Source organism: Kocuria arenosa, assembly GCF_042879215.1.
GTDB lineage: Bacteria > Actinomycetota > Actinomycetes > Actinomycetales > Micrococcaceae > Kocuria > Kocuria arenosa.
On the sequence record NZ_JBHZTA010000002.1, the window covers coordinates 108548 to 132595 of the forward strand.

Here is a 24048-nt window from a genome sequence, read left to right on the forward strand (position 1 = left end):
GAAGTGCACCTGGGGGAGGGAGCGCGCCGGGGGAGCGCGGGAGGCGCTCTCCTGTTCTACGTCCGGTGCTCGTCCGTCACCGCACGGCGCGCCGCAGATGACGGCCACCGGCGCGAGTGTGACGCCGGAGCGCGCCGCGCCGGCTGGTGCGCACCACGACCGAGCTCGCGGTCCGGGCCGCTGGCGAGGGCTCGGCGGCGGCGCGGGGACCGTGCTGTACGCCCTGGCCGGGCGGCCCGCTGCTCCACTGCCTGCTGCCCGTGCCGGACGTCCCCGCCCGCGCCATCCCCGGATGAGGGGTCAGACACGCGGGCTCCCCGGGTGCGAGGATGCGCTCACGGGGATCGTCGAACGGGGGGAGGGCCTCGTGCTGACCGTGCGCGACAGGCTGCTCCTGGGGCTCTGGCTCCTGCCGGTGGCCCTCGGTCTCGTCGTGGGCCTGTGCGTCGGCGACGACGACGGTTCCGTCATGCTGTTCGTCACCGGGCTCGTCGCGGCCCTCTATGTGGCTGTGCTGGTCAGCACGGTGCACTCCGCACGGCGCCGGCGGGCCGCCCCCGCCGCCGAGACCGAGCCGGCCGAGCCCGACCCCGAACCCGGCCTCGAATCACCGGGCGCCTCCGGCGAGGGCGGGCGCGCGTTCGCCGTCCAGCGGGTCCTCCCACTGGTCCTGATCGTCTCCGCCGCCGTCTATGTCGTCGCGGAGGGCGGCTGGACCTTCGTGGTGGTCGCCGTGCAGCTCGTCACCGTGATCACGATGGCCGCCTATGTCCACGAGCGCGGCGCGGAGCCGAAGCCCGTGACGTGAGCACGGCGCAGCCCCCGTCCGCACGGACGGGGGCTGCGCCGTGGTCCGGCCGCGCCGGAGCGCGGCCGGCGGGCTCACGACAGCTGCACGTACGTGGCCGAGTGCCCGAAGCCGACGACGTCGTCGCGGCCGTCGCCGTTGACGTCACCGAGCAGGCGCGGATACCGCTCCTGCGTCCATCCGTGGTCGTAGCCGAAGGCGGCGACCTTCAGGTGCACCGGGCCGAAGGAGCCGTCCGCCCGGCCGTGGGCGACGTAGACCCCGGCGTTGCCGAAGCCCACGAGGTCCTGGATGCCGTCGACGTTGATGTCCGCGTGGGTCCGCAGATGCCGGTCGCCCCGCCAGCCCTGGGCCTGGCCGAAGTTGTTCACCCGCACGGCCACGCCGGTGTAGTTCCCTCCGTTCAGCGAATGGGCGACGGAGACCCCGGAGTAGCCGAAGCCGATGATGTCCGCCGCGGCGTTGCCGGCGGGATTGATGTTGACGTCGGCCAGCATCCGCGGATGCTGCTCGACGCGCCACCCCTGGGCGTAGCCGAAGTTGCGGATCTCCAGGGCGGGCTGGGTGAACGTGTCCCCGAGCGCCGAGAAGTAGGAGACGTACGTGCCGGCGTCGCCGAAGCCCACGATGTCGGCGGTGCTGTTGCCGTCGACGTCGGCGAGCAGGCGCGGGTTCTTGTCGACACGCCAGCCGCGGTCCCAGCCGAAGCTGTCGATGCGCTTGCCGGTCCCGGTGAACGTCCGGTTGGACAGGCCGTGGGAGACGGTGACGCCCGAGTGCCCGAAGCCCACGATGTCGGCGGTCAGGTTGCCGTTGAGGTCGGCGAGCTCGCGGGGGTGCCTGTCGACGCGCCAGCCCTGGTTCCAGCCGAAGTCGCGGACCTTGAGCTGCGGCGCGGTGAAGCTGCCGTCGCCCTGGGAGTAGGCGACGTAGACGCCGGCGTCGCCGAAGCCCACGATGTCGTCGCGGCGGTCGCCGTCGACGTCCGCGAGCGTGCGCACGTGCCGTGCGTTGTACCAGCCCTGGGCGGTGCCGAAGTCGCGCAGGCTCATCCGTGGCGTGCCGAAGGTGCCGTTGGTCTGGCCGAAGGCGACCTGGACGCCGGCGTTGCCGAAGCCGACGGCGTCGGCGCGGCCGTCGCCGTTGACGTCCGCGAGCTCGCGCACGTGCTGGTCCACGCGCCAGCCCTGGGCGTAGGAGAACATGGGCTGCGCGGTCGCGGCCTGGGCCGGTGCGCCCACGGCGAGCCCGGCGGTCGCCAGCACGGTGGCGGACGCGCCGGTGAGCACGCGCGAGAGGAGTAGGTGTTTCATGGTGGGTCCCCGAGGTCGTGAGGTGGATCGTCGGCACGGGTGCCGGTGGCACGTGCCGGAGTCGTCGGTCGGCCCCCGGCCGACCGGGAGAAGCCCCCGGGGCGCGATGCGCCTCCGGGGGACCGGTGGCACCGGGAACGACGTCCCGATGCCGAGGCGCAACAGCTGAGGACACCAGTTTACTCCTGCAACCCGAAGCTCACCAGGGGCGTTCCCTTTCGTGACCTTCTGGAGCGGCCGGACTCACCGGTCCGCCGTGGATCACGCCGCGGGACCGGTGGTGCAGCACGAGCCGTCGCCGCCGACCGCGGAGAGCTCCCGGCCGGTCCTGCCCTCGAGGTCGGGCCGGGCGTCGGCGGTGACGGTGTAGACCTCCCACGGCTCCTGGCCCGGACCGGTCACCCAGACCTTGTCCTGGACGGCGTAGCAGCAGGTGGTCTGCTCCTCCGGGCGGGTGGTCAGGCCGGCGTCGGCAAGGCGCTGCGCGGCCGCGTCGACGACCTCGGTGCTCTCCACCTCCACGCCGAGGTGGTCCATGCGGGTGTCGTCACCGGGCTCGCCCTCCAGCAGCACGAGCTTCAGCGGGGGCTCCGCGACGGCGAAGTTGGCGTAGCCCGGGCGTCGTTTGGCGGGGGCCGTGTTGAACAGGGTGGAGTAGAACTCGATGGAGCGCTCGAGATCGGCCACGCGCAGGGCGAGCTGGACTCTGGACATGACGGGTTCCTTTCGGGTGCGACGAACGCTCCTTGATATCGACGTCCGTCTATGTGGAAGAGTGCCACCAACATCGACGTTCGTCAATACGTCTGTCATGTCCCCCGACGTCCGTGCGCGCTCTTGACACGCGGCCCACCCGGTCGCACGGTGGTCCTGTCGGGCGGCGGGAACCCCCGCGGCCCGCGTCCGGAGGTCCCGATGCAGAGCTCTTCGCCCGGCGGCAGCTCTTCCCTCCCGGTGCCGCCACCGGCCGAGCTGCAGGACGCGGTGACGGCCATGATGCGCGCCGGGCGCGTCCCCGGGCTGTCCCTGGCGGTGGTCGACCGGGACGGAGTGCTCTGCGCGGCCGGCTTCGGAACGGCCGACCTCGCCGGTGGAGTCCCCGCGACGCCGGGCACGGCGTATCCGTGGTTCTCCATGACCAAGCCCGTCACCGCCACCGCCGTCATGGCGCTCGCCGAGGCCGGGCGGCTCGACCTGCAGGCGCCCGTCGACGACTACGTTGACTTCCTGCGGGCCCCCGGAACGAGTCGGCCGACGGTGGAGCAGCTGCTGACCCACACCGCTGGACTGTCCAACCCGCTGCCGATCCGGTGGGTCCATCCGGCCGGGGCGCCGACGCCGCCGGCCGGCGACCTGCTGCGCCGGCTGATGCGACGCCGGCGGGCGTACCGGTACCCGGTGGGGGAGAGGGCCCGGTACTCCAACGTGGGCTATCTCGCACTGGGCCGGATCGTCGAGGCGGTGACCGGGGCGCCGTTCGAGTCCTGTCTGCGGGAGACGGTGCTGGACCCGGCCGGCATGACCCGCACCGGGTTCGCCTACCGGGAGGACGCCGCGGCGGCGACCGGCTGTCTGCGCGCCCCGCGGCTCGCCGACCCCCTGCTGCGGCTGCTGCTGCCCCGCGGGGTGGTCGGCTCGCGGACCGGGGCGCACCTGGGCCTGCGCCCCTTCTACGTGGACGGTCCCGCGTACGGAGGCCTGGTCGGCGACGTGCTCGACGCCGGCCGGTTCCTGCGCCTGCACCTGGGGGACGGCCAGATCGACGGCCGCCCGGTGCTGTCCGCCGACGCGGCTCGTGCCATGCGGACGATCGAGCACCCGGGACGACCGTTCGACCACGGCATCGGGTGGTTCCGCGGTCCAGGCCCGGGCTCCCACGAGTGGGTCGAGCACTACGGGACCGGCGCCGGCTTCTGGAACGTCATGCGCCTCTACCCGGACCGCGGCCTCGGCATCGTCGTGATGGCCAACAGCACCACCGCCTACGACGTCGGACCGGTCCTCGCCCGCCTGGCGGCGGCGACCTGGGCCTGACGCCCGCGGCCGGGCGCCGACCACGCCGCGAGCGGGAGAGCCGCAGCGCACCGACGCCGGGAGCGGGCCCTCCGCGCCGGGCGGGGCGATAGGCTCGCCCCCGTGACCGAGCTCAGCGAGATGGCCCGCACCGGGGTAGTGAGCGCCGTGTGCCTCACCGCGGGAACGGCGCTCCTGGTGGCCGCGCTGCTCGTCCGGTGCCTGTACGCCTGGTGGGTCAGGACCGCCGCCGTGCACCTGGTGGAGGACGGCCGGCACCGGCTGCGCTGGCACACCACCCGGTACGAGATCCACGAAGAACCGTGGCCTCGCCCGCCGGCTCCCGCGCCCGAGGCCGGGGCGGAGGTCACGGTCTACTACCACGCCCGGGATCCGCACCGCTGGGCCCTCGTCGCACCGTACCGCTGGCTGTGGCTCCTCGCCGCTGCGGGCACGCTGCTGGTCGCCGCGGGACTGCTCACCCGTCTCGTCCAGGGCTGAGCCCCGCGAGCCGTTCCGGCGCGGCACCGGTCCGGACGACCCCGCAGACATCGCCGGCCGGGGGCCGTCGAGGGCCGTTCCCGTTTCGCCTTCCCCCACCCGGCGGGAGATCATGGGGGGAGACGTCCCGGACCGCCACCCGGAAGGACACCATGCGCAAGCACCAGCACTCCGACGACGAGCCCCGACCCAGCCTGTTCCGGCGCTTCGACGACTTCGCCATGCGGTTCTACGGGCCCGCCGTGCGCAGCCCCCGCGACCTCCGGGGCCAGGACCAGCCCAGCGAGCGGACGCAGCAGTGGTACCAGGAGCTGCAGGAGGAGTTCGTGGTCGAGAAGGACGCGAACGGCAACACCTACCTGCGCCCCCGCCACCGCTAGCCCGCCCGTGACGCCGGGAGGCGCCCGGCCGAGGAACACCCGGCCCCGGGCCGTACAGTGTCGGAGCATGGACGGAAACCACGTGCTGCCCCTGACCGATCCCGAGGTGCGTGCGCTCCGGGAGGACTTCCCCCTGCTGACGAACAGCTCGGCGGTCTACCTGGACTCCGGGGCCACCTCGCAGAAGCCCCTGGCGGTGCTGGACGCCGAGCGGGAGTTCTACCTGCACCGCAACGCCGCGGTCCACCGCGGGGCCCACGCCCTGGCCGTGGAGGCCACCGACGCCTACGAGGAGGCCCGCCGGGTCGTGGCCGGTTTCGTGGGGGCCACCGAGCGGGAGCTGGTGTGGACCTCCAACGCCACCGAGGCGCTCAACCTGATCACCTACTCCTTCTCCAACGCCTCCGCCGGGCGCGGGGCGGAGGCGGCCGCCCGCTTCCGCCTGGGCCCCGGCGACGAGATCGTCACCACCGAGCTCGAGCACCACGCCAACCTCATCCCGTGGCAGGAGCTGGCCGCCCGCACCGGGGCCACCCTGCGCTGGATCCCCGTCGACGGCGACGGCGCCCTCGATCTCGGGGCCGCCGCCGAGGTCATCGGCGAGCGCACCCGGGTGGTGGCCTTCAGCCACGTCTCCAATGTCACCGGCGCCATCACCGACGTCGCCGCCCTCGTCGGGCTGGCCGGGCGGGTGGGGGCGCTGAGCGTGCTGGACGCCTGCCAGTCGGTGCCGCACCTGCCCGTGGACCTGCCCGCCCTGGGGGTGGACTTCGCGGTGTTCTCCGGGCACAAGATGCTCGGGCCCACCGGGATCGGGGCGCTGTGGGGCCGCGCCGAGCTGCTGGACGCGATGCCGCCGTTCCTCACCGGCGGGTCCATGATCACGAAGGTCACGATGGAGTCCGCCCGGTACCTGCCGGCCCCGACCCGGTTCGAGGCCGGCACCCAGCGGATCGCCCAGGCCGTGGCGCTGGCCGCGGCCGTGGAGTATCTGCAGGGCATCGGGATGGAGCGGGTCGCCGCCCACGAGCACGAGCTGGGGCAGCGGCTCGCGGCCGGGCTCGCCGAACTGGAGGGGATCCGGTTGATCGGCCCGCCCCCGGGCGCGGAGCGGGTGGGGCTGGCGGCCGTGGACGTGGCGGGCGTGCACGCCCACGACGTCGGCCAGGTCCTCGACGTCGCGGGGGTGGCCGTGCGGGTGGGCCACCACTGCGCCCAGCCGCTGCACCGGGCGCTGGGGCTGACGGCCAGCACCCGGGCGAGTGCCTACCTGTACAACACCACCGAGGACGTCGACAGGTTCCTCACCGAGCTCGCCGGGGTCCGCACCTACTTCCGCGTGACCGGCTGAGCCCCGTGAGCACCGCACCGGAGCCACCGGAGCCACTGATGTCCCAGGGGTCGTGGACGCCACAGGCCCCGTTGAACCCGTTCAACCCACCGAGGAGGACTGCATGAGCGCGCTGGACGGGATGTACCAGGAGGTCATCCTCGACCACGCCAGGCGCCGGACCGGGGAGGGCCTGGTCGCCCCGGCGCCCGGGCACGGGACCGGGGAGTCGCACCAGTACAACCCCACGTGCGGCGACGAGATCACGGTGCGGGTCGAGCTCGCGGCCGGTCCCGAGGGCGCGGAGCCGGTGGTGTCCCGGCTCAGCTGGGAGGGCGAGGGCTGCTCGATCTCCATGGCCGCGGCCTCCGTGCTGGCCGAGACCGCCCCCGGGATGACGCGGGACGAGCTGGGCGAGCTGATCGACGCCTTCCGGGACCTGCTGCGGTCGCGGGGCACCGTGGTCCCCGACGAGGAGGTCCTCGGCGACGCCGCCGCCTTCGCCGGGGTGTCCCGGTTCGTGGCCCGCGTCAAGTGCGCGATGCTCGGCTGGGTCGCCGCCGAGGAGGCCCTCGACCGCGCCGGCTGAGCGGCTCCCGGTGCCGCCGGTCTGCACACACCAGGACGTCCTTGTCCCGCCCGGGGCGGGGTGGGACACCGACCGCCCCCGGCGTTGAGGAGGCGGTCATGAAGCAGCTCGAGGACCTGGTGGCCCGCATCCCGGAATGCTTCCGCCGCCGCCCGGGTTGTGCGCACCATGGCCCTCTCCGACGTTCCGCTCTCCCTCCTCGATCGCGCCAGCTCCCGGGACGGCTCCACGGAGGCAGAGGACCTCGCCCGCGTCCTGGAGCGGGCCGAGCGCGCGGAGGAGCTGGGCTACCACCGGTTCTGGGTGGCCGAGCACCACGCGGTGCCCGGGATCGCCGGGTCCGCGCCGGCGGTGCTGATGGCCGCCCTGGCCGCCCGGACCCACCGCCTCAGGATCGGCTCCGGCGGGATCATGCTCCCCAACCACCAGCCCCTCGTGGTCGCCGAGCAGGCCGCCACCCTCGAGGCCCTGCATCCCGGGCGGATCGATCTCGGCGTGGGCCGGTCCCTCGGCTTCACCGCCGCGGTCCGGGACGCGCTGCGCACCGGCAAGGAGGCCGCGGACCGCTTCGGGGACGACCTCGCGGAGCTGCTCGCCCACCTCTCGGGCACGGCCCCCGTGACCGCCCGGCCCCGCAACCACGCCGCGACACCGGTGTTCGTCCTGGCGACCGGGGCCGGGGTGGAGACCGCAGCCCGGGCGGGACTCGCCGTGGTGCTCGGCGGCCCGGCGCTCACCCGCGAGGGCCCCGGCGGCGGCGCCGCGGTGCTCGATCGGTACCGAGCGCGGTTCCGCCCGTCGTCGTGGTGGCCGCACCCCTACGTGGTGGTCTCGGCGAACGTCGCGGTGGCGCGGACCCGTGCGGCCGCCCGCGATCTGCTGCTGCCCGAGGCCCGCGCCCTCGCCGCGTCCCGCACCCGGGGCGAGTTCCCGCCCCTGACGCCCGCGCGGTCCGCGGAGCCGGACGGGCTCACAGCCCGGGAGCGGGCCCTCGTGGAGGAGACCCTCACGTCCTCCGTCCACGGCACGGCCCCGGAGGTCCGGGACCAGCTGGAACGACTGCTCGCGCGGACCGGGGCGGACGAGCTGCTCGTGACGGGCGGCGCGCACGACCTCGACGCCCAGGCGGAGTCCGACCGGCGGCTCGCCGCGCTGTTCACCGACCGCCCGCGCTGAGTGCCCGGCTGCCGGAGCGGGCGGCTAGAGTGACGGGGTGCCACAGCTGCTCGTTCTCGCCGCCCACCCCCTGGAGACCAAGTACTTCCCGGAGGACATCGACCTGGTCCTGACCGGCGTCGGGATGTCGGCCGCGGCGGTGCGCACCACCGAGGCGGTCCTGACCCGCTGCCCGGACCCCTCGCGCCGGGCCGAGCTGACGGTGCTCAACATCGGCAGCGCCGGCGCCCTGAGGCACGGCCTGACCGGGGTGCTCGAGCCCTCCCGGATCATCAACCGGGACGTGGACGAGGAGCTGCTGCGCGCGGCCGGGATCCCCGTGGACAACGTCATCGAGCTCGGCGGCGACGGGCCCGTGCTCGCCACCGGGGACTCCTTCGTGGCCGGCGGACCCGCCCGGGACGCCCTGGCCGCCCGGGCGGACCTCGTGGACATGGAGGGCTGGGCGATCGCGGTGGCCTGCCGGCACCTGGGCGTGCCGCTGCGGATGGTCAAGCACGTCTCCGACGCCGCCGACGAGGAGGCGGTCGCGTGGGCCGAGAAGGTGGAGCTCAGCGCCCTGGCCCTGGGCCGGTGGTTCCGCGGCAGCGGGATCGCCCGGTCGTGACCCGCCGCCGCACCGTCCGGATCCACCACTAGACTGGGACCAGCATGAAACTTCTCCGCCAGCGCGAGTCCCTGAGCGCCCAGCAGGACTACGAGAGCGCCATGACCCTCCTCGCCGACGTGCGGCGCAGCGGGCCCGTCCTGCGCCTCTACGAACCGGCCCCCACGGTCGCCTTCGGCCGCCGGGACGAGCTGCGCCCCGGCTTCGCCGACGCCGCCCGGGCCGCCCGCGAGAGCGGGTTCGAGCCCCTGGTCCGCAAGGTGGGCGGCCGTGCCGCGGCCTACCACGGCGGGTGCCTGATCATCGACCACCTCGAGGCCGCCGAGGACCCCACCTCGGGCATCCAGGACCGTTACCGCCTCTTCGGCGACATGATCGTGGCCGCCCTGGAGGAGCTCGAGGTCGAGGCCGACGTCGGCGAGATCCCGGGCGAGTACTGCGCCGGCGAGCACAGCGTGCACGGGACGCACCCGGCGTCGTCCCCGACCCCGGGCGAGAAGGTGAAGCTGGCCGGGACCGCCCAGCGGGTGGTCGCGGGCGCCTGGTACTTCAGCACCGTGCTGGTGATCGAGCAGTCCGAGCCCATCCGCTCGGTGCTCACCGACGTCTACGCCGCCCTCGACCTGGACTGGGACCCCGCCACCGCGGGGGCCGTCGACGACCTGCGCCCGGGCACCACCGTGGCCGACGTCGAGCGCGGGATCCGCAAGGTGTACGGCATGTACTCCCAGTACCTGGGGTACGGGCCGCTCACCGACTGAGTCCCGGCCGCGGGCCGGGCAGACCGAGGAGGCAGCAGATGTGCGGACGCTATGTCATCGCCCGGGCCGTGGGCGACCTCGTGGCCGAGACCGGGGCCGTCCCGGACGAGAGCCTCGGCGAGGCCGACTCCGAGCGGCTGCGGGCCAACTGGAACACCGCGCCCACCACCGACGTGCCGATCGTCCTCGAGCGCCTGACGGGCCAGGACGACGACGGGGAGCTGGTCCGCGAGCTGCACGTCGCCCGCTGGGGACTGGTCCCGGGCTGGGCCAAGGACCCGGCGATCGGGTCGAAGATGTTCAACGCCCGGTCGGAGACCGTCCTCGAGAAGCCGTCCTTCCGCAAGGCGGTCCGCGCCCGCCGGTGCGCGGTCCCGGCCAACGGCTACTACGAGTGGAAGAAGGAGCCCGGCGCAGGCAAGGGCGGGCGCAAGCAGCCCTACTACGTCCACCCGGCCGACCCGGAGGAGACCATCTGGTTCGCCGGGATCTACGAGTGGTGGCGGGTGCCCGAGGGCACCGAGCTGCACTCCGCGGCCCTGCAGCCCGGCAAGGACGGCGGCGGGAGCACCTGGCTGCTGTCCTGCTCCATCCTCACCACCGACTCCCCGGAGCCCTCCGACGAGCACCCCGTGCTCACGGAGCTGCACGGTCTGCACGACCGGATGCCGATCCCGCTGGCGCCCGAGCACGTGGGGGACTGGCTGCGCCCGGGGGAGGAGGACGCCCCGCAGCTCGTGGACCTGGTCCGGGCCGAGGCGCACCGGACGGCCGCCCGCTGGGTGCTCGACCCGGTGGACCCGGCGGTCGGCAGCGTGCGCAACAACTCCCCGGAGCTCGTGGTGCCGCAGCGGAGCCTGTTCTGAGTCCCCGGGAGCCCGTCGACCGGGTCACCGACTTCGTCCGCGCCCACGGCGGCGGGGTCGTGGCGACCAGCAGCGGCACCGGCTGCCCCGAGTCCGCGTGGATCAACCTCGCGGCCCTCGGGGACGGGCGGCTGGTCTTCGGCACGAACGAGCGCAGCCGCAAGTACGCCAACCTCCTCGCGGACCCCCGGGTCTCCCTGGTGGTGGTCTCCGGGACGGGCCAGGAGTTCCAGCTCGAGGGCGAGGCCGCCGTGCTCGAGGGGCCGGCCGCGCGGGACGCCGGTGAGGTGCTGGAGTCCCGGCACCCGGGTGCCACGGGCAAGACCAGCACCCGGCTCGTGGCGGTGCGCTGCCGCTGGGCGCGGTTCGTCGACATCGCCGTCGAGCCCCCCGTCCGGGAGGAGTTCACGCTCTGACCCGGCCACGGGGGACGCCGTGGGAAAGGCCCGGGACCCGTACCGCGGGTCCCGGGCCTTCCCTGTGGCCTTCTCTGTGGCCTTTTCCTGGCCTGCTGCCGGGCCTTCTTCGTGCCGTTCGTTCCGGCGTCCCCTCCGGCGTCCCCCGGTCCGGAGCGTTCGCCGGGCTCAGACGTAGTCCGTCTCGGGGACCCAGCGGTTGAAGTCGAGCGTCAGGTAGAGCGCGAGCGCCGCCGCGTTGTCCTCGTCGATCCGCAGGCTGACCTGGTCGTAGCCGTTGTCGTAGAGGGTGCTCATGGCGCAGCGCACGAGCTGCTCGGCCAGGCCCTGGCGACGGCGGGAGGCCGCCGTGAACAGCTCGAAGATGTAGGGGACGTCGGGGAGGTCCTCGCCGGTCCGCCGTGACAGCACGAGCGCAGCAGCCACCACCGTCCCGTCGTCGTCGACCACCACCGGCGAGGCGTCGGGGAGGAAGGGCCCGTACTCCCCGTCGAAGACGCCCCGGATCACCTGGCGGGCCTCCTCCAGGCTGGAGACCCCGCCCTGCTCGTAGGAGGAGTAGTAGAGCTGGGCGAGGCTCTCGGCGTCCTCCGGGCCGGCCGGACGCAGGTTCACCGCGGGTGTTTTGGTGTTCGCCGCGGTGTGGGCGATCAGCGTGATGGTTCCGGTCATGGGAGGCCTCCGTGAGGTCGACGCCGGCTGCTCCGGCGGGGCGGACGAGGGACAGGGGACGTCCGGGCGGGCCGCGCAGGGCAGGCCCTCCGTGCATTCAGCGTATCCATTTCGCTGGGCTTGTCCATGCTTCCCCTCTCGTGGTCGCAAAAGTGAACGCACTGGCCGGTGCGACAGTTTCAGGGGAACACCTGTTCCGCTCCGGTGTCCTCGGGGGTTAGCGTGTCGTACAGATGTTCTAGCTTCCAGGAGACAGGGCGCACCGCGGGACGGGCGCCGGGCCGAGGGAGAGAGGAGCCGTCGTGGGTTTCCTGACGGAGAGCGTCGACGTGGACTGCGACACGGACGGGGTGCCGGTAGGGGTGCGCTGGCGCGGGCGGAACTACCTGGTGGCCCAGGACCCGGTGCGCTGGTACGAACGCCGCGCCTGGTGGTCCGAGGACGCGCGGCTGCCCAAGGACCGCGGGATCGGGGCGGTGGACCAGCAGATGTGGCGGGTCCAGGTCCAGCTGAACACCCGCTCCGAGCTGCTGACCCTCGAACTCGTCCACACCCTCGACACCGGGCGCTGGCGGCTGCTCGCGGCCACGAGCGCCTCGGGCATCCGGGTGGTGCGCTGTGCGTAGGTCTGCCGCTGTGCGCGGGCCCGCCGCGGGTGCATAGGATCGGAGGCGGAGACCGCACCGCAGAACGTGAGGAAGCACCCGTGAGACTCGGCACCGTGCGACGCGACGGCACCACCCAGGCCTTCCGGCAGGAGGGCCGGCGGACCGTCTACCTCCCCGTGCCCGACGTCGGGGCCCTCCTCGCCGGGGGCGACCTGCGGCTGCCGGGGGAGCCGGGCCCCGCGCCGGCCCCGGAGGACCTGGCGACCCCCGTCCTGCGCCCGGGCAAGATCCTGTGCGCCGGGCTGAACTTCTACGACCACGCCGAGGAGGTCGGCCAGGAGATCCCGCAGCACCCCACGATCTTCGCGAAGTACGCCACCGCGCTCATCGGCCCCACCGACCCCATCGCCATGCCGGAGGAGTCGGAGAAGATCGACTGGGAGGCCGAGCTCACCGTGGTGATCGGCTCGCCCCTGCGCCACGCCACCCCCGACCAGGCGCGGGCCGCGATCGCCGGGTACACCATCATGAACGACATCTCGGTGCGGGACTGGCAGGGCCGGACCTCCGAGTGGTTCCAGGGCAAGAACTTCGACCGCACCACCCCGGTGGGTCCCGTGGTGGTGACCCCCGACGAGATCGACCCCGGGACGGGGCTGGCGATCCGCTGCACCGTGGACGGCGTGCGGCACCAGGACTCGGGCACCGACCGGATGATCTTCTCCGCCGTGGAGCTGGTCGAGTACCTCAGCCGGTTCCTGACCCTCGAGCCCGGGGACCTCGTGGCCTGCGGCACTCCCGCCGGCGTGGGCCTGGCCCAGAAGCCCCGCCGGATCTGGTTGCGCGACGGCCAGGAGGTCGTCACCGAGATCGAGGGCATCGGCGAGCTGCGCAACGTCTGCACCCCCGCCGAGGACCTCCGGGCGGCGGCCGGCTGACCCGGTCCGCGGCACCCGTCCCCACCCGTTCCGGCCGGCCCGGTCCGCGGCACCCGTACCCTCGGTCCTGCTGTCCTGTTCCCACTGTCCTGTTCCCGCCCTCGACCGGAGGACCCCATGGCGACGATCGGCTTCCACGCCTCCCACGAGCAGATCCCTCCCGAGCAGCTGCTGCGCGACGTCGGGCACGCCCAGCAGGCCGGCTTCGGCGCCGCCATGTGCTCGGACCACCTCGAGCCGTGGTCACCGCACCAGGGCCACTCAGGGTTCGCCCTGTCCTGGCTGGGCGCCGCCCTGGCCACCACGGACCTGCCGTTCGGATTCGTGCACGCCCCGGGCCGGCGCTACCACCCCGTGGTCACCGCCCAGTCCACGGCCACCCTCGCCCGCATGTTCCCCGGCCGGATCTGGACCGCCCTGGGCAGCGGGCAGAAGCTCAACGAGCGGGCCGTCACCCCCGAGTGGCTGGCCAAGGAGCAGCGGCAGCGGTTCCTCGAGGGCAGCTTCGACGTCGTCCGCCGGCTGCACGCGGGCGAGGAGGTGTCCTGCCGCGAGCCGTTCCACGCCGACCGCGCCCGGATCTGGGACCCGCCGGAGACCCCGCCCGCCCTGCTCGTCGCCGCGCTCACCCCGACGACGGTCCGCCGCTTCGCCCCCGTGGCCGACGGCTTCATCACCGTCCAGCAGCCCCTGGAGGACCTGCGCCGGATGCTCGACACCTGGCGCGAGGCCGGCGGCACCGGCCGGGCCGCGCTGCAGGTGCACCTGAGCTGGGCGCCCTCCCCGGAGCAGGCCCGCGCGATCGCCCTCGACCAGTGGCGCACCAACGTCTTCGACCCCGTGACCATGGCCGAGCTCGCCTCGCCCCAGGACTATCAGCGCAAGGCGATCCAGGAGGACGTGGGGGACGAGCAGATCGCCGGGGCGGTCAACGTCTCCGCCGACCTCGGCCGGCACACCCAGTGGCTGCACGAGTACGCCGAGCTCGGCTTCGACGAGATCTACCTGCACCACGTGGGGCAGGAGCAGCGCCCCTTCCTCGACGCCTTCGGGGAGACGGTGCTGCCCCAGCTGGCGCAGGCCTGACCCGGCGCTGCCGGGACCGTCGCCCCGGGGCCGCTGACAGGGCGGACCCGGGGCGGCGCGCGCGTCAGGCCCGGCGGCGCTGCAGCCTGTGCATCCGCAGGGCGGTGGCGGTGGGGACCGCGATCCCGGCCGCCAGCAGGGCGGCCACGAGCGCGGCCCCGGGGTGCGGCTCCCGGTCCGGGATCGCGGCGGTCTGGATGTTCAGGCCCGGGTTCACCGCCACGGACGCGGCCGGCGCCGGTGCGGCCGGCTCCGGCGCAGTGATCACCACGGGGTCGACCGTCACGGGATCGACCGTCACGGGATCGAGCGTCACCGGGGCGGCCGGCGCGGGGGCCACCGGTGCCGGTGCGGAGGGATTCCCGACCGGTGCGGTGACCGGGGCCCCTCCACCGGCGCCTTCGCACGCGGTGAGGAACTGCTTGAACAGGACGAGGAGCTGCTCCGAGGAGGCCTCGTCCAGGGCCAGGGCGCTCAGCTGCGCGTCGAGGGCGTCCGTCGCGTCGTAGAGGACCTGCTCGGCGGCCAGGATGTCCGGGGTGTCCAGGGCGAGCTCCAGGGCCGCCTCCAGTTCGACGAGCCGGGCCTCGGCCGCGGCGACGGCCTCCGGGTCGCCGGCCGTCTCGGCGGCGTCCAGGTCCTCCAGGGCGGTCTCCAGCTGCACGTACAGATCCCCGGCGGCGGCGTCGAGCAGCGCGAAGTACTGCTCCTCGGCCACGACCACGTCCTCTGCCGCCCGCTCCAGCTGCGTCACGGAGCCCGCGGTGATCCCGGCGGCGACCAGGGCCGCGTTGAACTGGCCCGACGCCTGAAGGCACGCGGCGTCGCCAGGTGCGGCGACAGCTGCGGGGGCGCCCAGCACCAGCCCGCCCAGCAGGAGCGCGGCCGAGGAACCGGCGGCCACCCAGCCCTTCACAGCCGTGGTCATCGTGGTCATCTCTGTGTCTCCTGCTCTCCCCGGGCTCCGGGACCGTCCCGAGGGCCACCAGCGCGCGGCCGGCCCTGTTGCCGGGCCGCCGTCGGGCGGGGAAGCGAGAGGTGTCGTACCGCTGACCGTCCGGCGCGCGTGCCGGCAGGCGTGAGGGCACCTGTGGCACAGCTGGATGGCTGCTGTGCGCTCACCGTACGACCAGCCCAGTACTATTGCAATAGTGAACACGCGGGTTCCTGTGCCCCGCTCCCGCGTCGGACGAAGGGACCGCCCGCTCCATCCGGGCTGGGGCGGTGCCGGGGGTGGGCTACGGCAGCCGGGACGGGCGGCGCAGCACGGCCGCGCCGGCCTGCTCCGGATCGAGCGGGACCGGGCTGTGCAGCACGGCCGGCCCGCGGTACAGGTCCCCGTTGGACAGCGGCCGGCAGCGCACACCGCCTCGCCCCCGCATGGCGGCGTGCGCGCCCGGTGCCAGGACCCGGTCCATCCAGGCGCAGGGGTGGGCGGGACGCCCGCCCCGCAGCCGCACGAGAGCGCCCCGGGACTCCAGGACGAACTCCTCGCCCAGCAGCGGGGCCAGGTGGGCTCCGCGGAGGACCACGTTCCGACGGGTCAGGAGCGGGTCGAACGGGGCCGTGTCCAGATCCGCGGCCATGGCCTCGAGCGCCTCGACGGCGAGCAGGGTGACGGCGGCGTCCATGTGCGCGGCCTTGCCGAAGAACCGGTCGCCCACCACGCCCTTGCCGGCGACCAGCTCGACCTGCTCGGCGTCGGTGGTGGGGACGTCCGCGGCGCCGTCCCGGGCGCGGCCGAAGTAGGCGTGCCCCGGGGACACCAGCAGGTGCAGGACCTCCACGTCGTACCGATAGCTCGCCGCCATGCCCCCACACCCCTCCGTCGTCGCGGCCGCCGGTCCAGCGCTGCCTGGGCTGCCGCCGTGCTGTCACCCGGCCTCAGCATAGGCAGGGCGGGACATCGGGGACCGCTGGGCCTCGCCGCTGCCTTCCCTGCACACAGGGCGCGCCGCCACGCGCTTGTCCCCTTTGCGGAGGCACATCTAGTGCCCGTGAGTGTGCGAGGGCAAGAATGACAGCGACGGAGGAGGGCCGCGGTGCACCGTGGTCCGGGCCAGCAGAGGAGGTCGTGTGTCTGCCAGACGCTCCGCCATGGGATGGGACCGGCTGGCCGGGCCGGCCGGATCGGCGGTCGTCGTCCTCGTCGGGGTCCAGCTCCTCCTCCGGGGCGTGGTCTCCGTGGCTCAGCTCGCGCTCGGAGCGGCGGCGCTCGTCGTCGTCGCGCTGGTGCTCGGACAGCGGGTCGTCGTCCCCTGGCTGGCGCACCGGTCCCCGAACCGGCCGCGCATCACCACGACCCGTGCGTGGACGTGCCCGATCCCTCCGGAGGAGGCCCTCGAGCGGATCCGCACGGCATTCGAGGACCTCGGCCCGGCGGTCCGCTCCGAGGAGTGCTGCGTGGAGGTGTCGGTGGGCTCGGACGTCACCTTCCGCCGCCGCGGGACGGCCTCCGAGTTCGGGTGGCGGGCGCTGCCCCTGCAGGCCACCTTCCGGGTCGCCCCCAGCAGGGGAGGGTCCGAGGTCGCCGCCGACGTGCGGGACGACCTCGGGTGGTACCCCGATGCTCCCGGTCGGCTCGTGGAGGACGAGGTCGACCGCCGCAGCGCCTCCCTGATCGAACGGGCGATCTGCGCCACGTGCCGGTGACCGTCGCGTCCGGGACGGGCGGGGTTTCAGACCGGGGTCAGTGAGGTGGCCAGGGCCTCGATGATCGCCTGGGTGACCTGGTCGGTGTCGGCGGTGCCGCCGATGTCGCGGGTGAGGTGACCGGCGGCGGTGGTGGCCTCGATGGCGGCCTCCAACCGTCGGGCTTGATCGTGGAGGCCGAAGTGGTCGAGCATCAGGGCCGTGCTGGCGATCGCCCCGATCGGGTTGGCGATGCCCTGCCCGGCGATGTCCGGGGCGGTGCCGTGGACGGGCTCGAACATGGACGGGAACCGCCGCTCCGGGTTGAGGTTCGCACTCGCCGCCAGGCCGAGGCTGCCGGCGAGGGCGGAGCCGAGGTCGGAGAGGATGTCGGCGTTGAGGTTGGAGGCCACCACCACGGAGAGCTCCTCGGGGTGCAGGACGAACTTCGCGCTCATCGCGTCCACCAGCACCGACTCCGTCTGCACATCGGGGTAGTCGGCCGCGACGCGGGCGAAGACCTCGTCCCACAGCACCATGCCGTACTGCTGGGCGTTGGACTTCGTCACGCTGGAGACCTTCTGCACCGTGCGGGTCCGGGCCAGGTCGAAGGCGAAGCGGATGATGCGCTCGCAGCCCTTCTCGGTGAACAGCGAGGACTGGACGGCGACCTCGTTGCCGGGGCCGCGGCCGGCGAGGTTGCGCCCGCCGAGCCCGGCGTACTCGCCCTCGCTGTTCTCCCGGACCACGATCCAGTCCAGCTCGGTGTCGTCGGACTTGCGCAGCGGGGACTGCACCCCGGGGAGGAAGCGCACGGGGCGGATGTTGGCCCACTGGTCGAAGTTCTGGGTGATGTTCAGCCGCAGCCCCCACAGGCTGACGTGGTCGGGGACGTTCTCCCAGCCCACGGCCCCGAAGTAGATCGCGTCGAAGTTCTTGAGCGTCTCCAGGCCGTCGGGATCCATCATCACCCCGTGCCGAGCGTAGTACGCGGAGCCCCAGGGGAACTCGGTCCAGTCGAAGGAGAACGCCCCGCCGGACTGGGCGGCCACCGCGTCCAGGACCGTGCGCCCGGCGGCGACGACCTCCTTGCCGACGCCGTCGGCGGGGATCGAGGCGATGCTGAAGACCTGGGGCTCGGCCATGGGGGTGCTCTCCTTCTCGGGTGCTCTTGCCTGTTGTCCGCAGTGCAGCGCGGTGTCAGGTACCAGTAGAACGTTCCGGCTTCGGGCAGGTCCAAGACCGGATTCTCATCCCACAGATAGGAACCCCCTATGGTCCGCTCCACGGCGTGCTCCGCGGCACGCCCGGAGGTGCCCTCTACGGCGCCCGGGGGTGGTCGTCGGGGTGCCGGCTCGCGTGCTCGTCGGCGACCGCCAGGAACGCCCGGGCCGCCGGGGTGAGGTGGGCCGGGCGGCTGAGCACGGCCACGTGCAGCACGCTGACCGGTTCGATGCCCAGCACGCGCAGCCCGGCGGCGCGCGCCAGCGGGGCCCAGGACGAGGGCATCACCGCGTGGCCGACCCCGGCCAGCACCAGCGGCAGCACCGAGGTGCGGTGGGCGACCTCGGCGGTGATCTCGAGCCGCACCCCGCCGGCCAGGGCGTCGTCGACCAGCCGGCGCATCAGCGATCCCCGCTGGGAGACGACCACCCGGTGCCCGGCCAGGTCCTGCCGGCCGATGGTGTCGTCGTCGCCGAAGGTGTCCGCCCGCGGGTTCACGATCAGCACCAGCGGCTGCTGCTCCAGGTGCCGCACCTCGACCTCGGCGGCGCGGAAGGGCCGCTCCGAGCCCAGGACCCCGATCTCCGCGCTGCCGGTGCGCACCGCGGCGGCCACCTCCTCGGGGGTGAACGCCGCCTCCACGCTGACCGTCACGGCCGGGTGGCCCCGGGTGTAGGCGGCGATCATCGCGGTGAGCGGCTCGATCCCCGGCGAGGGCATGGCCACCACGTCCAGGCGCCCGCTGCGCACTCCGCGCAGCTCGTCGACGGCGGCCCGGGCGGCCTCCAGGTCCCGGACCACCACCCGGGCCGGGCCCACCAGTTCCTGGCCTGCCGCGCTGAGCACCACCCGCCGGCCGATCCGGTGGAACAGCGGCACCCCCAGCTCCCGCTCCAGGCCCTTGATCGTCTGCGACAGCGAGGGCTGGGCGATGATCAACTGCTCCGCGGCGCGGGTGAAGCCGCCGTGGTCCACCACGGCCAGGAAACACGTCAGCTGCCGGACGTCCATCGTCGTCTCCTCCTGCGTCCGGACGGCGGGGCGTGCGGGCCGGACGCCCGTCCTGCTGTGGGACCCCGTCCGCGCGGCGACCGCCCGCCCCGGGAGTGCAGATCTCATCGATCCTGTCTGTGGGTGCAGGAAACAACATGCCACAGAAGCGCGGGAACTCCCCGTCTCGGAAGGAGGGTGTTCCCCGTGCGAGGTGCTCCTGCGGACCGTGGTCGAATCGTGTCCCGCACGGGCCTGGCGACGGCCTGTTTTGGAGGTGTCCCCGTGCCCAGGGGACGGAGGGGATCTCGGCGCGAGGGCCTTTCCGGTGGCACGCGGTCGTGCGCCGACGGAGGCGCCCCCCGTGCCCGACGCCGGACGGGACGGAGCGGAGACATGAGAGTCAGGACACCCTCCCTCGTCCTCGCGCTCGGCCTCCCCGGGACGACGGCACCCGCTCAGGCCGCCGCCACCCTCACCGGACCCGGCCGTGGCGGCGGGAGATCGGCGGCACCGGCCTGAGCGCGCTGCGAAGGACACCGTAGGATCCCGAAGTTCTGGCGAGCCCGGCGGTTTGCAATTGACTTAATATTCGAACAGGCATTCGAATGGGGGCGTGAGCTTTCCGCACCTGCACGTCGCCACCGCCTTCAGCGCCCACTTCGGGGTCAGCCGGCCCGCCGCCCTGGCGGCCGCCGCCGCGGCGGACGGCGCGGACGTGCTCGCCTGCACCGACCGGGACGGGCTCTACGGGGCGATCAAGCACCTGGGCGCGTGCCGGGAGCACGGCATCGACCCGGTCCTGGGGGTCGACCTCGCCCTGCTGGACCCCGGCCGCGAGCGCGCCCTCGGCCGCGTGGTGGTCCTGGCGGCCGGCGGCACCGCCGGCGCGGGCTACGCCGCCCTGTGCCGGCTCGTCTCCACCGCCCACGCCACGGAGGGCCCGCCGGGGGCGACCGCCGCCGAGATCGCGGCCTCCGCGCGCTCGCCCCGGCACGGGAAGCCGGTCCTGACCGTGCTGCTCGGGCCCGCGTCCGACGTCGGGCAGGAGCTCGCGGCCCGCCGCTACCGCACCGGACGCGCCGCCCTGACCCGGTGGCGGGCCCTGCTCCCCGCGCCGGCGCTCGCCGTGGAGGTGGTCTCGCACCTGGCGGCCCCCGGCACGGCGTGCAGCACGTCCCACGCGGCCCGGATGCTGCGCGCCGCCCTCGAGGCGGGGCTGACCCCCGTGCTGACCAACGCGGTGCGCTACGCCACCCCCGCCGAGGCCGCCACCGCCGACGTCCTCGACGCCGCCCGCGCCCTCACCCCGCTCGAGACCCTCGGCGCGCGCGCCGGGCACGCGCCCGGCCGCAGAGGAGGAGGCGCCGGACGGGCCGGGGCGTCCCGGCGGGCGGCGGCACCGGAGCCGCTGCAGCCCAACGGTCAGGGCTGGCTCAAGTCGGCCCGGCAGATGCGCGCGCTCGCCGCGGAGATCGCCCGGGCCGCGGACCTCGGCGCCGCCGGGGCCGCGGCCCTGCTGGCGGGCACCCAGCGGGTGGCCGACCGGTGCCGGCTGGACCCGGTCGCCGACTGCGGCTGGGGGCGGCCGGTGGTGCCCGAGGCCTCCGTGCTGGGCCTGGAGCGGCCGGCGCCGGCGGAGCTGCGGGCCCGGTGCGAGACGGGGCTGGGGCGCCGCTACCCGGGCCGCCGCGCGACACGGGCCGTGCGGGACCGGCTGGAGCGGGAGCTCGGGGTGATCGAGGACCTCGGCTTCGCCTCCTACTTCCTCACCGTGGCCGAGGTCTCCACGATGATCGGAGAGCTGGGGGTCCGCCACGCCGCCCGCGGCTCGGGGGTGTCCTCGCTCGTCAACTATCTGCTCGACGTCTCCCAGGTGGACCCGCTCGAGCACGAGCTGCTCTTCGAGCGCTTCCTCTCCAACGACCGCTCGACCCTCCCGGACATCGACATCGACGTCGAGTCGGCCGAGCGCCACCGCGTCTACCGGCGGATCTTCGAGCGCTTCGGCCCCGAGCGGGTGAGCCTCATGAGCATGCAGAACGCCTACCGGGCCCGCGGTGCCGTCCGGGACGCCGGGCTGGCGCTCGGCATCGACCCCGAGACCGTGGACGGTGCCGCCAAGCAGCTGTGGCACCTGCCGGCCTCGGCGCTGCGGGAGACCATCGCCCGCCAGCCGGAGCTGCGGGACTTCGCCGAGCAGGTGGCCCAGGAGAAGCAGCTCGACCTCCTCGTGGACCTCACCGAGCGCCTGGACCGGCTGCCCCGGCACATCTCCATGCACCCGTGCGGGGTGATCCTGGGGGACCTGAGCCTTCTGGACCGCACCCCGGTGCAGTCCAGCGGGACGGGGATGCCCATGAGCCAGTTCGACAAGCACGACATGGATCCGATGGGCATGCTCAAGCTCGACATCCTCGGCGTGCGGATGCAGTCGGCGCTGGCCCACGCCGTGGACGAGGTGGCCCGCATCCACCCGGGCCGGCCCCGCCTGGACCTCGAGGCGATCCCCGTGGACGACGGGAGGACGTTCGAGCTCATCCGCTCGACCCACACCCTGGGCTGCTTCCAGATCGAGTCCCCGGGCCAGCGCGAGCTCATCGGCAAGATGGCGCCCACGAGCGTCCGGGACCTCATCGTGGACATCTCCCTGTTCCGTCCCGGGCCCATGCACTCGGACATGGTCCGGCCCTACCTGGAGCACCGTCACGGCTGGTCCGCGCCCGTCTCGATCCACCCGGCCCTCGACCCGATCCTTGCCGAGACCCATGGCGTGACCGTCTTCCACGAACAGGTCCTGCGGATCCTCGACACCTTCACCGGGTGCGGTCTCGCCCGGGCCGACGAGCTGCGCCGCCGGCTGGGCTCCGAGCGTCAGCTCGAGGTGGAGGAGTTCTTCCGCGAGCGGGCCCGCGCGCGGCACTTCCCCCTGGACGTCGTGGACCGGGTCTGGGAGATCCTGGCGGCGTTCGGCTCGTTCGGCTTCTGCAAGGCCCACGGTGCGGCATTCGCGGTGCCCACCTACCAGTCCGCGTGGCTGAAGGCCCACCACCCGGAGGCGTTCCTCGCAGGGCTGTGGGAGCACGATCCCGGGATGTACCCCAAGCGACTGCTCGTGGGGGAGGCCCGGCGGATGGGCATCCCCGTCCTGCCCGTGGACGTCAACCGCTCCGACGAGCACTACCGGGTGGAGCGGCTCGACGACGACCCCGCCCGCCTGGGCGTGCGCCTGGCCCTCGCCGGGATCCACGGGGTCTCGCAGGCCGAGGTCCGCCGGATCGTGGCCGGGCAGCCCTACGCCTCGCTCGCCGACCTGCGGCAGCGGGCCCGTCCCGCCCGGCGCACCCTCGAGCGGCTCGCCGCCGTCGGTGCCTTCGACGGCCTGCTGCGCCGCTCCGGCGGCGCCGCCTCCCGGGCCGACCTCGTGCACGCCCTGCGGGCCCGGGCGGACAGCGGCCGGCCCGGCCGGCCGGCCGGGGAGGTCGAGGGGCAGCTGTCCCTCCCGCTCGGCGACCTCGAGCTGCGGGCGCTGCCCGCGGAGCGCCCCGAGCCCACCCTGGCGGAGAAGGTCCGCACCGAGCTGGACCTGCTCGCGGTGGACGTCTCGGCGCACCTGCTGGAGAGCTGGGCGCCCCTGCTCCGTGAGCTCGGGGTCACGCCCGCGGAGCGGCTGCTGGAGCTGCGCAGCCGGTCCGAGGTGCTCGTGGCGGGGGTGCGGGTCTCGACCATGACCCCTCCCATGCGCAGCGGCCGGCGGGTGGTCTTCGTCAGTCTCGACGACGGCACGGGCACGGTGGACTGCGCCTTCTTCTCCGACGCCCAGTCCCGCTCGGGACAGCACCTGTTCGGCACTCGGATGCTGCTGGTGCGGGGGCGGACGCGGCGCACCGGGCCCCGCGGGATCAGCCTCAGTGCAGAGCAGGCCTGGGACCTCGCCGACCCGGCAACCCCGGCGGCCGTGCGCGCCGCGACCCCGCTGCGCCTCCGGGAAACCGGGTCAGGATGAGCCGGAGAACCGCTCGGTTCCAGGGGTTTCACTCTCAGTGAAGCCATTGGCCAGCGAACTGATTGCCAGTATGGTTACTAATAACAGCGGACGAGCTGCACCCCGCCTCCCCGGACGGAGATCGTCCGCGGCGAGCCCCCCGTCCAGGGGAGCCCGTTGCCTCGCAGAATAGAGAAGGAGTTCTCATGGCTACGTACGACGTGAACGCACTGCTGTCCGCCACCGCCTATGGGTCGGACGGCAACAAGATCGGCAAGATCGAGCAGGTCTTCCTGGACGACAACACCGAAGAGGTCACCTTCGTGACCGTCAACACCGGTCTGTTCGGCACCAAGGAGAGCTTCGTCCCCGCCGACGGCGCTCAGCAGGACGGCGACCGCCTCGTCCTCCCCTACACCAAGGACGTCATCAAGGACGCCCCGAACGTGGACGCGGACCAGCACCTCTCCCCGGCCGAGGAGGAGGAGATCTACCGCTACTACAAGATGAACTACTCCGGCAACGGCGCCGACGACCGCGACCGCACCTCCGGTACCGCGGGTCTCGCCGACCGCGACGACCGCTACGCCGCGGACACCGACCGCAACGCCGTCCCGGCGACCGGCACCACCGGCTACTCCGAGAACGACGGGTACGCCGACCGCAACAGCACGGCCGGGATCGCCGACGTCGACCGCGACCGCACCGGTGTCGACCGCGACCGTGACCTCACCGACCGTGCCGACAACGGCGTGGTCCGCCACGAGGAGCGGCTGCACGTCGGCAAGGAGCAGCGCGAGACCGGCCGCGCCCGTCTGCGCAAGTACGTGGTCACGGAGAACGAGTCCGTGGACGTGCCCCTCGAGCGCGAAGAGGTCCGTGTCGAGCGCACCCCGCTGAGCGGCACCGAGGCCACCTCCGGCACCATCGGCGAGGAGGACGTCGAGGTGACCCTCCACGAGGAGCGCCCCGTCGTCGCCAAGGAGACCGTGGGCGTCGAGAAGGTCGGCCTCGAGAAGGAGACCGTCCGCGACACCGAGCGCGTCGACGCCGAGGTCCGCAAGGAGCAGGTCGAGGTCGAGACCGACGCCGAGCGCGGCACCGGCCTCACCGACAACGATCGCCGCGACCGCATCTGATCGCGCCCGATCTGT

At 73.8% G+C, this 24048-nt stretch carries 24 protein-coding genes; 17 read left to right on the forward strand and 7 right to left on the reverse strand.

Translation table 11 applies throughout. The annotated features are described in order from the left end of the window. Nucleotides 1-367 precede the first annotated feature (367 nt). Nucleotides 368-808, forward strand: coding sequence for a hypothetical protein (locus ACFYE3_RS03895; protein ID WP_387606204.1), 441 nt, complete (start codon nucleotides 368-370; stop codon nucleotides 806-808). Between the two features lie 74 nt (nucleotides 809-882). Here ACFYE3_RS03895 and ACFYE3_RS03900 read toward each other — a convergent pair whose 3' ends face one another. Next, complete coding sequence (locus ACFYE3_RS03900) at nucleotides 883-2121, reverse strand: FG-GAP repeat domain-containing protein (protein WP_387606206.1); 1239 nt, start codon at nucleotides 2119-2121, stop codon at nucleotides 883-885. Nucleotides 2122-2382: 261 nt separating this feature from the next. Next, a complete protein-coding gene (locus ACFYE3_RS03905; protein WP_387606209.1) occupies nucleotides 2383-2835 on the reverse strand; it encodes an ArsI/CadI family heavy metal resistance metalloenzyme in 453 nt (150 codons plus the stop codon). A 201-nt stretch (nucleotides 2836-3036) separates the two neighbouring features. On the opposite strand from ACFYE3_RS03905, the gene ACFYE3_RS03910 reads away from it, so the two are divergent. From ACFYE3_RS03910 to ACFYE3_RS03955, 10 genes are all read left to right on the forward strand, one after another. Then, nucleotides 3037-4155, forward strand: coding sequence for a serine hydrolase domain-containing protein (locus ACFYE3_RS03910; RefSeq protein ID WP_387606211.1), 1119 nt, complete (start codon nucleotides 3037-3039; stop codon nucleotides 4153-4155). A 102-nt stretch (nucleotides 4156-4257) separates the two neighbouring features. After that, nucleotides 4258-4635, forward strand: coding sequence for a hypothetical protein (locus ACFYE3_RS03915; protein WP_387606213.1), 378 nt, complete (start codon nucleotides 4258-4260; stop codon nucleotides 4633-4635). Between the two features lie 152 nt (nucleotides 4636-4787). Then, nucleotides 4788-5015, forward strand: a complete 228-nt coding sequence (locus ACFYE3_RS03920) for a hypothetical protein (RefSeq protein WP_387606216.1) — start codon at nucleotides 4788-4790, stop codon at nucleotides 5013-5015. A gap of 67 nt (nucleotides 5016-5082) precedes the next feature. Continuing rightward, nucleotides 5083-6366: an aminotransferase class V-fold PLP-dependent enzyme gene (locus ACFYE3_RS03925; protein WP_387606219.1), complete on the forward strand. Its 1284-nt coding sequence runs from the start codon at nucleotides 5083-5085 to the stop codon at nucleotides 6364-6366. 103 nt (nucleotides 6367-6469) lie between these two features. Next, the gene (gene sufU / locus ACFYE3_RS03930) at nucleotides 6470-6934 is read left to right on the forward strand and encodes a Fe-S cluster assembly sulfur transfer protein SufU (protein ID WP_387606222.1); all 465 of its coding nucleotides are present in this window, start codon (nucleotides 6470-6472) and stop codon (nucleotides 6932-6934) included. Between the two features lie 168 nt (nucleotides 6935-7102). Continuing rightward, nucleotides 7103-8110: an MsnO8 family LLM class oxidoreductase gene (locus tag ACFYE3_RS03935; protein WP_387606224.1), complete on the forward strand. Its 1008-nt coding sequence runs from the start codon at nucleotides 7103-7105 to the stop codon at nucleotides 8108-8110. Between the two features lie 37 nt (nucleotides 8111-8147). After that, the gene (locus ACFYE3_RS03940) at nucleotides 8148-8717 is read left to right on the forward strand and encodes a nucleosidase (RefSeq protein ID WP_387606226.1); all 570 of its coding nucleotides are present in this window, start codon (nucleotides 8148-8150) and stop codon (nucleotides 8715-8717) included. 44 nt (nucleotides 8718-8761) lie between these two features. Further along, on the forward strand, nucleotides 8762-9478 hold the full coding sequence (locus tag ACFYE3_RS03945) for a lipoate--protein ligase family protein (protein WP_387606227.1): 717 nt from the start codon (nucleotides 8762-8764) through the stop codon (nucleotides 9476-9478). A 38-nt stretch (nucleotides 9479-9516) separates the two neighbouring features. Then, nucleotides 9517-10344, forward strand: coding sequence for an SOS response-associated peptidase (locus ACFYE3_RS03950; protein WP_387606228.1), 828 nt, complete (start codon nucleotides 9517-9519; stop codon nucleotides 10342-10344). After that, entirely contained in the window at nucleotides 10341-10760 is a 420-nt protein-coding gene (locus tag ACFYE3_RS03955) for a pyridoxamine 5'-phosphate oxidase family protein (RefSeq protein ID WP_387606987.1), read from the forward strand. The genes ACFYE3_RS03950 and ACFYE3_RS03955 overlap by 4 nt, the downstream gene beginning before the upstream one ends. 168 nt (nucleotides 10761-10928) lie before the next feature. Here ACFYE3_RS03955 and ACFYE3_RS03960 read toward each other — a convergent pair whose 3' ends face one another. Next, a complete protein-coding gene (locus tag ACFYE3_RS03960; protein WP_368820044.1) occupies nucleotides 10929-11432 on the reverse strand; it encodes a GNAT family N-acetyltransferase in 504 nt (167 codons plus the stop codon). Nucleotides 11433-11734: 302 nt separating this feature from the next. On the opposite strand from ACFYE3_RS03960, the gene ACFYE3_RS03965 reads away from it, so the two are divergent. From ACFYE3_RS03965 to ACFYE3_RS03975, 3 genes are all read left to right on the forward strand, one after another. After that, nucleotides 11735-12058: a DUF6504 family protein gene (locus ACFYE3_RS03965; RefSeq protein WP_368820045.1), complete on the forward strand. Its 324-nt coding sequence runs from the start codon at nucleotides 11735-11737 to the stop codon at nucleotides 12056-12058. Between the two features lie 80 nt (nucleotides 12059-12138). Continuing rightward, entirely contained in the window at nucleotides 12139-12978 is an 840-nt protein-coding gene (locus tag ACFYE3_RS03970; RefSeq protein WP_387606230.1) for a fumarylacetoacetate hydrolase family protein, read from the forward strand. Nucleotides 12979-13095: 117 nt separating this feature from the next. Further along, entirely contained in the window at nucleotides 13096-14064 is a 969-nt protein-coding gene (locus ACFYE3_RS03975) for a TIGR03885 family FMN-dependent LLM class oxidoreductase (RefSeq protein WP_387606232.1), read from the forward strand. A 64-nt stretch (nucleotides 14065-14128) separates the two neighbouring features. Here ACFYE3_RS03975 and ACFYE3_RS03980 read toward each other — a convergent pair whose 3' ends face one another. After that, nucleotides 14129-15001, reverse strand: a complete 873-nt coding sequence (locus ACFYE3_RS03980; RefSeq protein ID WP_387606235.1) for a hypothetical protein — start codon at nucleotides 14999-15001, stop codon at nucleotides 14129-14131. Between the two features lie 301 nt (nucleotides 15002-15302). Continuing rightward, nucleotides 15303-15875 (reverse strand): MOSC domain-containing protein, encoded by a 573-nt coding sequence (locus ACFYE3_RS03985; RefSeq protein WP_387606238.1) that lies wholly within the window; start codon nucleotides 15873-15875, stop codon nucleotides 15303-15305. A gap of 265 nt (nucleotides 15876-16140) precedes the next feature. Here ACFYE3_RS03985 and ACFYE3_RS03990 point away from each other — a divergent pair, with 265 nt between their 5' ends. Continuing rightward, nucleotides 16141-16716 carry a hypothetical protein gene (locus ACFYE3_RS03990; protein WP_387606240.1) on the forward strand — a complete coding sequence of 192 codons (576 nt, stop codon included), beginning with the start codon at nucleotides 16141-16143 and terminating at the stop codon, nucleotides 16714-16716. A 26-nt stretch (nucleotides 16717-16742) separates the two neighbouring features. On the opposite strand, the gene ACFYE3_RS03995 is transcribed toward ACFYE3_RS03990, so the two are convergent. Together ACFYE3_RS03995 and ACFYE3_RS04000 are read right to left on the reverse strand one after the other, a co-directional pair. Continuing rightward, nucleotides 16743-17840 (reverse strand): tartrate dehydrogenase, encoded by a 1098-nt coding sequence (locus ACFYE3_RS03995; RefSeq protein WP_387606241.1) that lies wholly within the window; start codon nucleotides 17838-17840, stop codon nucleotides 16743-16745. Nucleotides 17841-18015: 175 nt separating this feature from the next. Next, on the reverse strand, nucleotides 18016-19038 hold the full coding sequence (locus ACFYE3_RS04000) for a LysR family transcriptional regulator (RefSeq protein ID WP_387606243.1): 1023 nt from the start codon (nucleotides 19036-19038) through the stop codon (nucleotides 18016-18018). Nucleotides 19039-19525: 487 nt separating this feature from the next. On the opposite strand from ACFYE3_RS04000, the gene ACFYE3_RS04005 reads away from it, so the two are divergent. Both ACFYE3_RS04005 and ACFYE3_RS04010 read left to right on the forward strand, forming a co-directional pair. Then, nucleotides 19526-22915: a DNA polymerase III subunit alpha gene (locus tag ACFYE3_RS04005; protein WP_387606244.1), complete on the forward strand. Its 3390-nt coding sequence runs from the start codon at nucleotides 19526-19528 to the stop codon at nucleotides 22913-22915. Nucleotides 22916-23100: 185 nt separating this feature from the next. After that, nucleotides 23101-24033: a DUF2382 domain-containing protein gene (locus tag ACFYE3_RS04010; RefSeq protein ID WP_387606246.1), complete on the forward strand. Its 933-nt coding sequence runs from the start codon at nucleotides 23101-23103 to the stop codon at nucleotides 24031-24033. Nucleotides 24034-24048 lie beyond the last annotated feature (15 nt).

What these genes read in the sequence shown, in the direction of transcription:
- ACFYE3_RS03995 (WP_387606241.1), bottom strand. Translation starts at nt 17,840, where the DNA reads ATGGCCGAGCCCCAGGTCTTCAGCATCGCCTCGATCCCCGCCGACGGC.
- ACFYE3_RS03935 (WP_387606224.1), top strand. Translation starts at nt 7,103, where the DNA reads ATGGCCCTCTCCGACGTTCCGCTCTCCCTCCTCGATCGCGCCAGCTCC.
- ACFYE3_RS03905 (WP_387606209.1), bottom strand. Translation starts at nt 2,835, where the DNA reads ATGTCCAGAGTCCAGCTCGCCCTGCGCGTGGCCGATCTCGAGCGCTCC.
- ACFYE3_RS03910 (WP_387606211.1), top strand. Translation starts at nt 3,037, where the DNA reads ATGCAGAGCTCTTCGCCCGGCGGCAGCTCTTCCCTCCCGGTGCCGCCA.
- ACFYE3_RS03980 (WP_387606235.1), bottom strand. Translation starts at nt 15,001, where the DNA reads ATGACCACGATGACCACGGCTGTGAAGGGCTGGGTGGCCGCCGGTTCC.
- sufU (WP_387606222.1), top strand. Translation starts at nt 6,470, where the DNA reads ATGAGCGCGCTGGACGGGATGTACCAGGAGGTCATCCTCGACCACGCC.
- ACFYE3_RS03945 (WP_387606227.1), top strand. Translation starts at nt 8,762, where the DNA reads ATGAAACTTCTCCGCCAGCGCGAGTCCCTGAGCGCCCAGCAGGACTAC.
- ACFYE3_RS03950 (WP_387606228.1), top strand. Translation starts at nt 9,517, where the DNA reads ATGTGCGGACGCTATGTCATCGCCCGGGCCGTGGGCGACCTCGTGGCC.
- ACFYE3_RS03920 (WP_387606216.1), top strand. Translation starts at nt 4,788, where the DNA reads ATGCGCAAGCACCAGCACTCCGACGACGAGCCCCGACCCAGCCTGTTC.
- ACFYE3_RS03975 (WP_387606232.1), top strand. Translation starts at nt 13,096, where the DNA reads ATGGCGACGATCGGCTTCCACGCCTCCCACGAGCAGATCCCTCCCGAG.
- ACFYE3_RS04010 (WP_387606246.1), top strand. Translation starts at nt 23,101, where the DNA reads ATGGCTACGTACGACGTGAACGCACTGCTGTCCGCCACCGCCTATGGG.
- ACFYE3_RS03925 (WP_387606219.1), top strand. Translation starts at nt 5,083, where the DNA reads ATGGACGGAAACCACGTGCTGCCCCTGACCGATCCCGAGGTGCGTGCG.
- ACFYE3_RS03985 (WP_387606238.1), bottom strand. Translation starts at nt 15,875, where the DNA reads ATGGCGGCGAGCTATCGGTACGACGTGGAGGTCCTGCACCTGCTGGTG.
- ACFYE3_RS03900 (WP_387606206.1), bottom strand. Translation starts at nt 2,121, where the DNA reads ATGAAACACCTACTCCTCTCGCGCGTGCTCACCGGCGCGTCCGCCACC.
- ACFYE3_RS03960 (WP_368820044.1), bottom strand. Translation starts at nt 11,432, where the DNA reads ATGACCGGAACCATCACGCTGATCGCCCACACCGCGGCGAACACCAAA.
- ACFYE3_RS04000 (WP_387606243.1), bottom strand. Translation starts at nt 19,038, where the DNA reads ATGAGATCTGCACTCCCGGGGCGGGCGGTCGCCGCGCGGACGGGGTCC.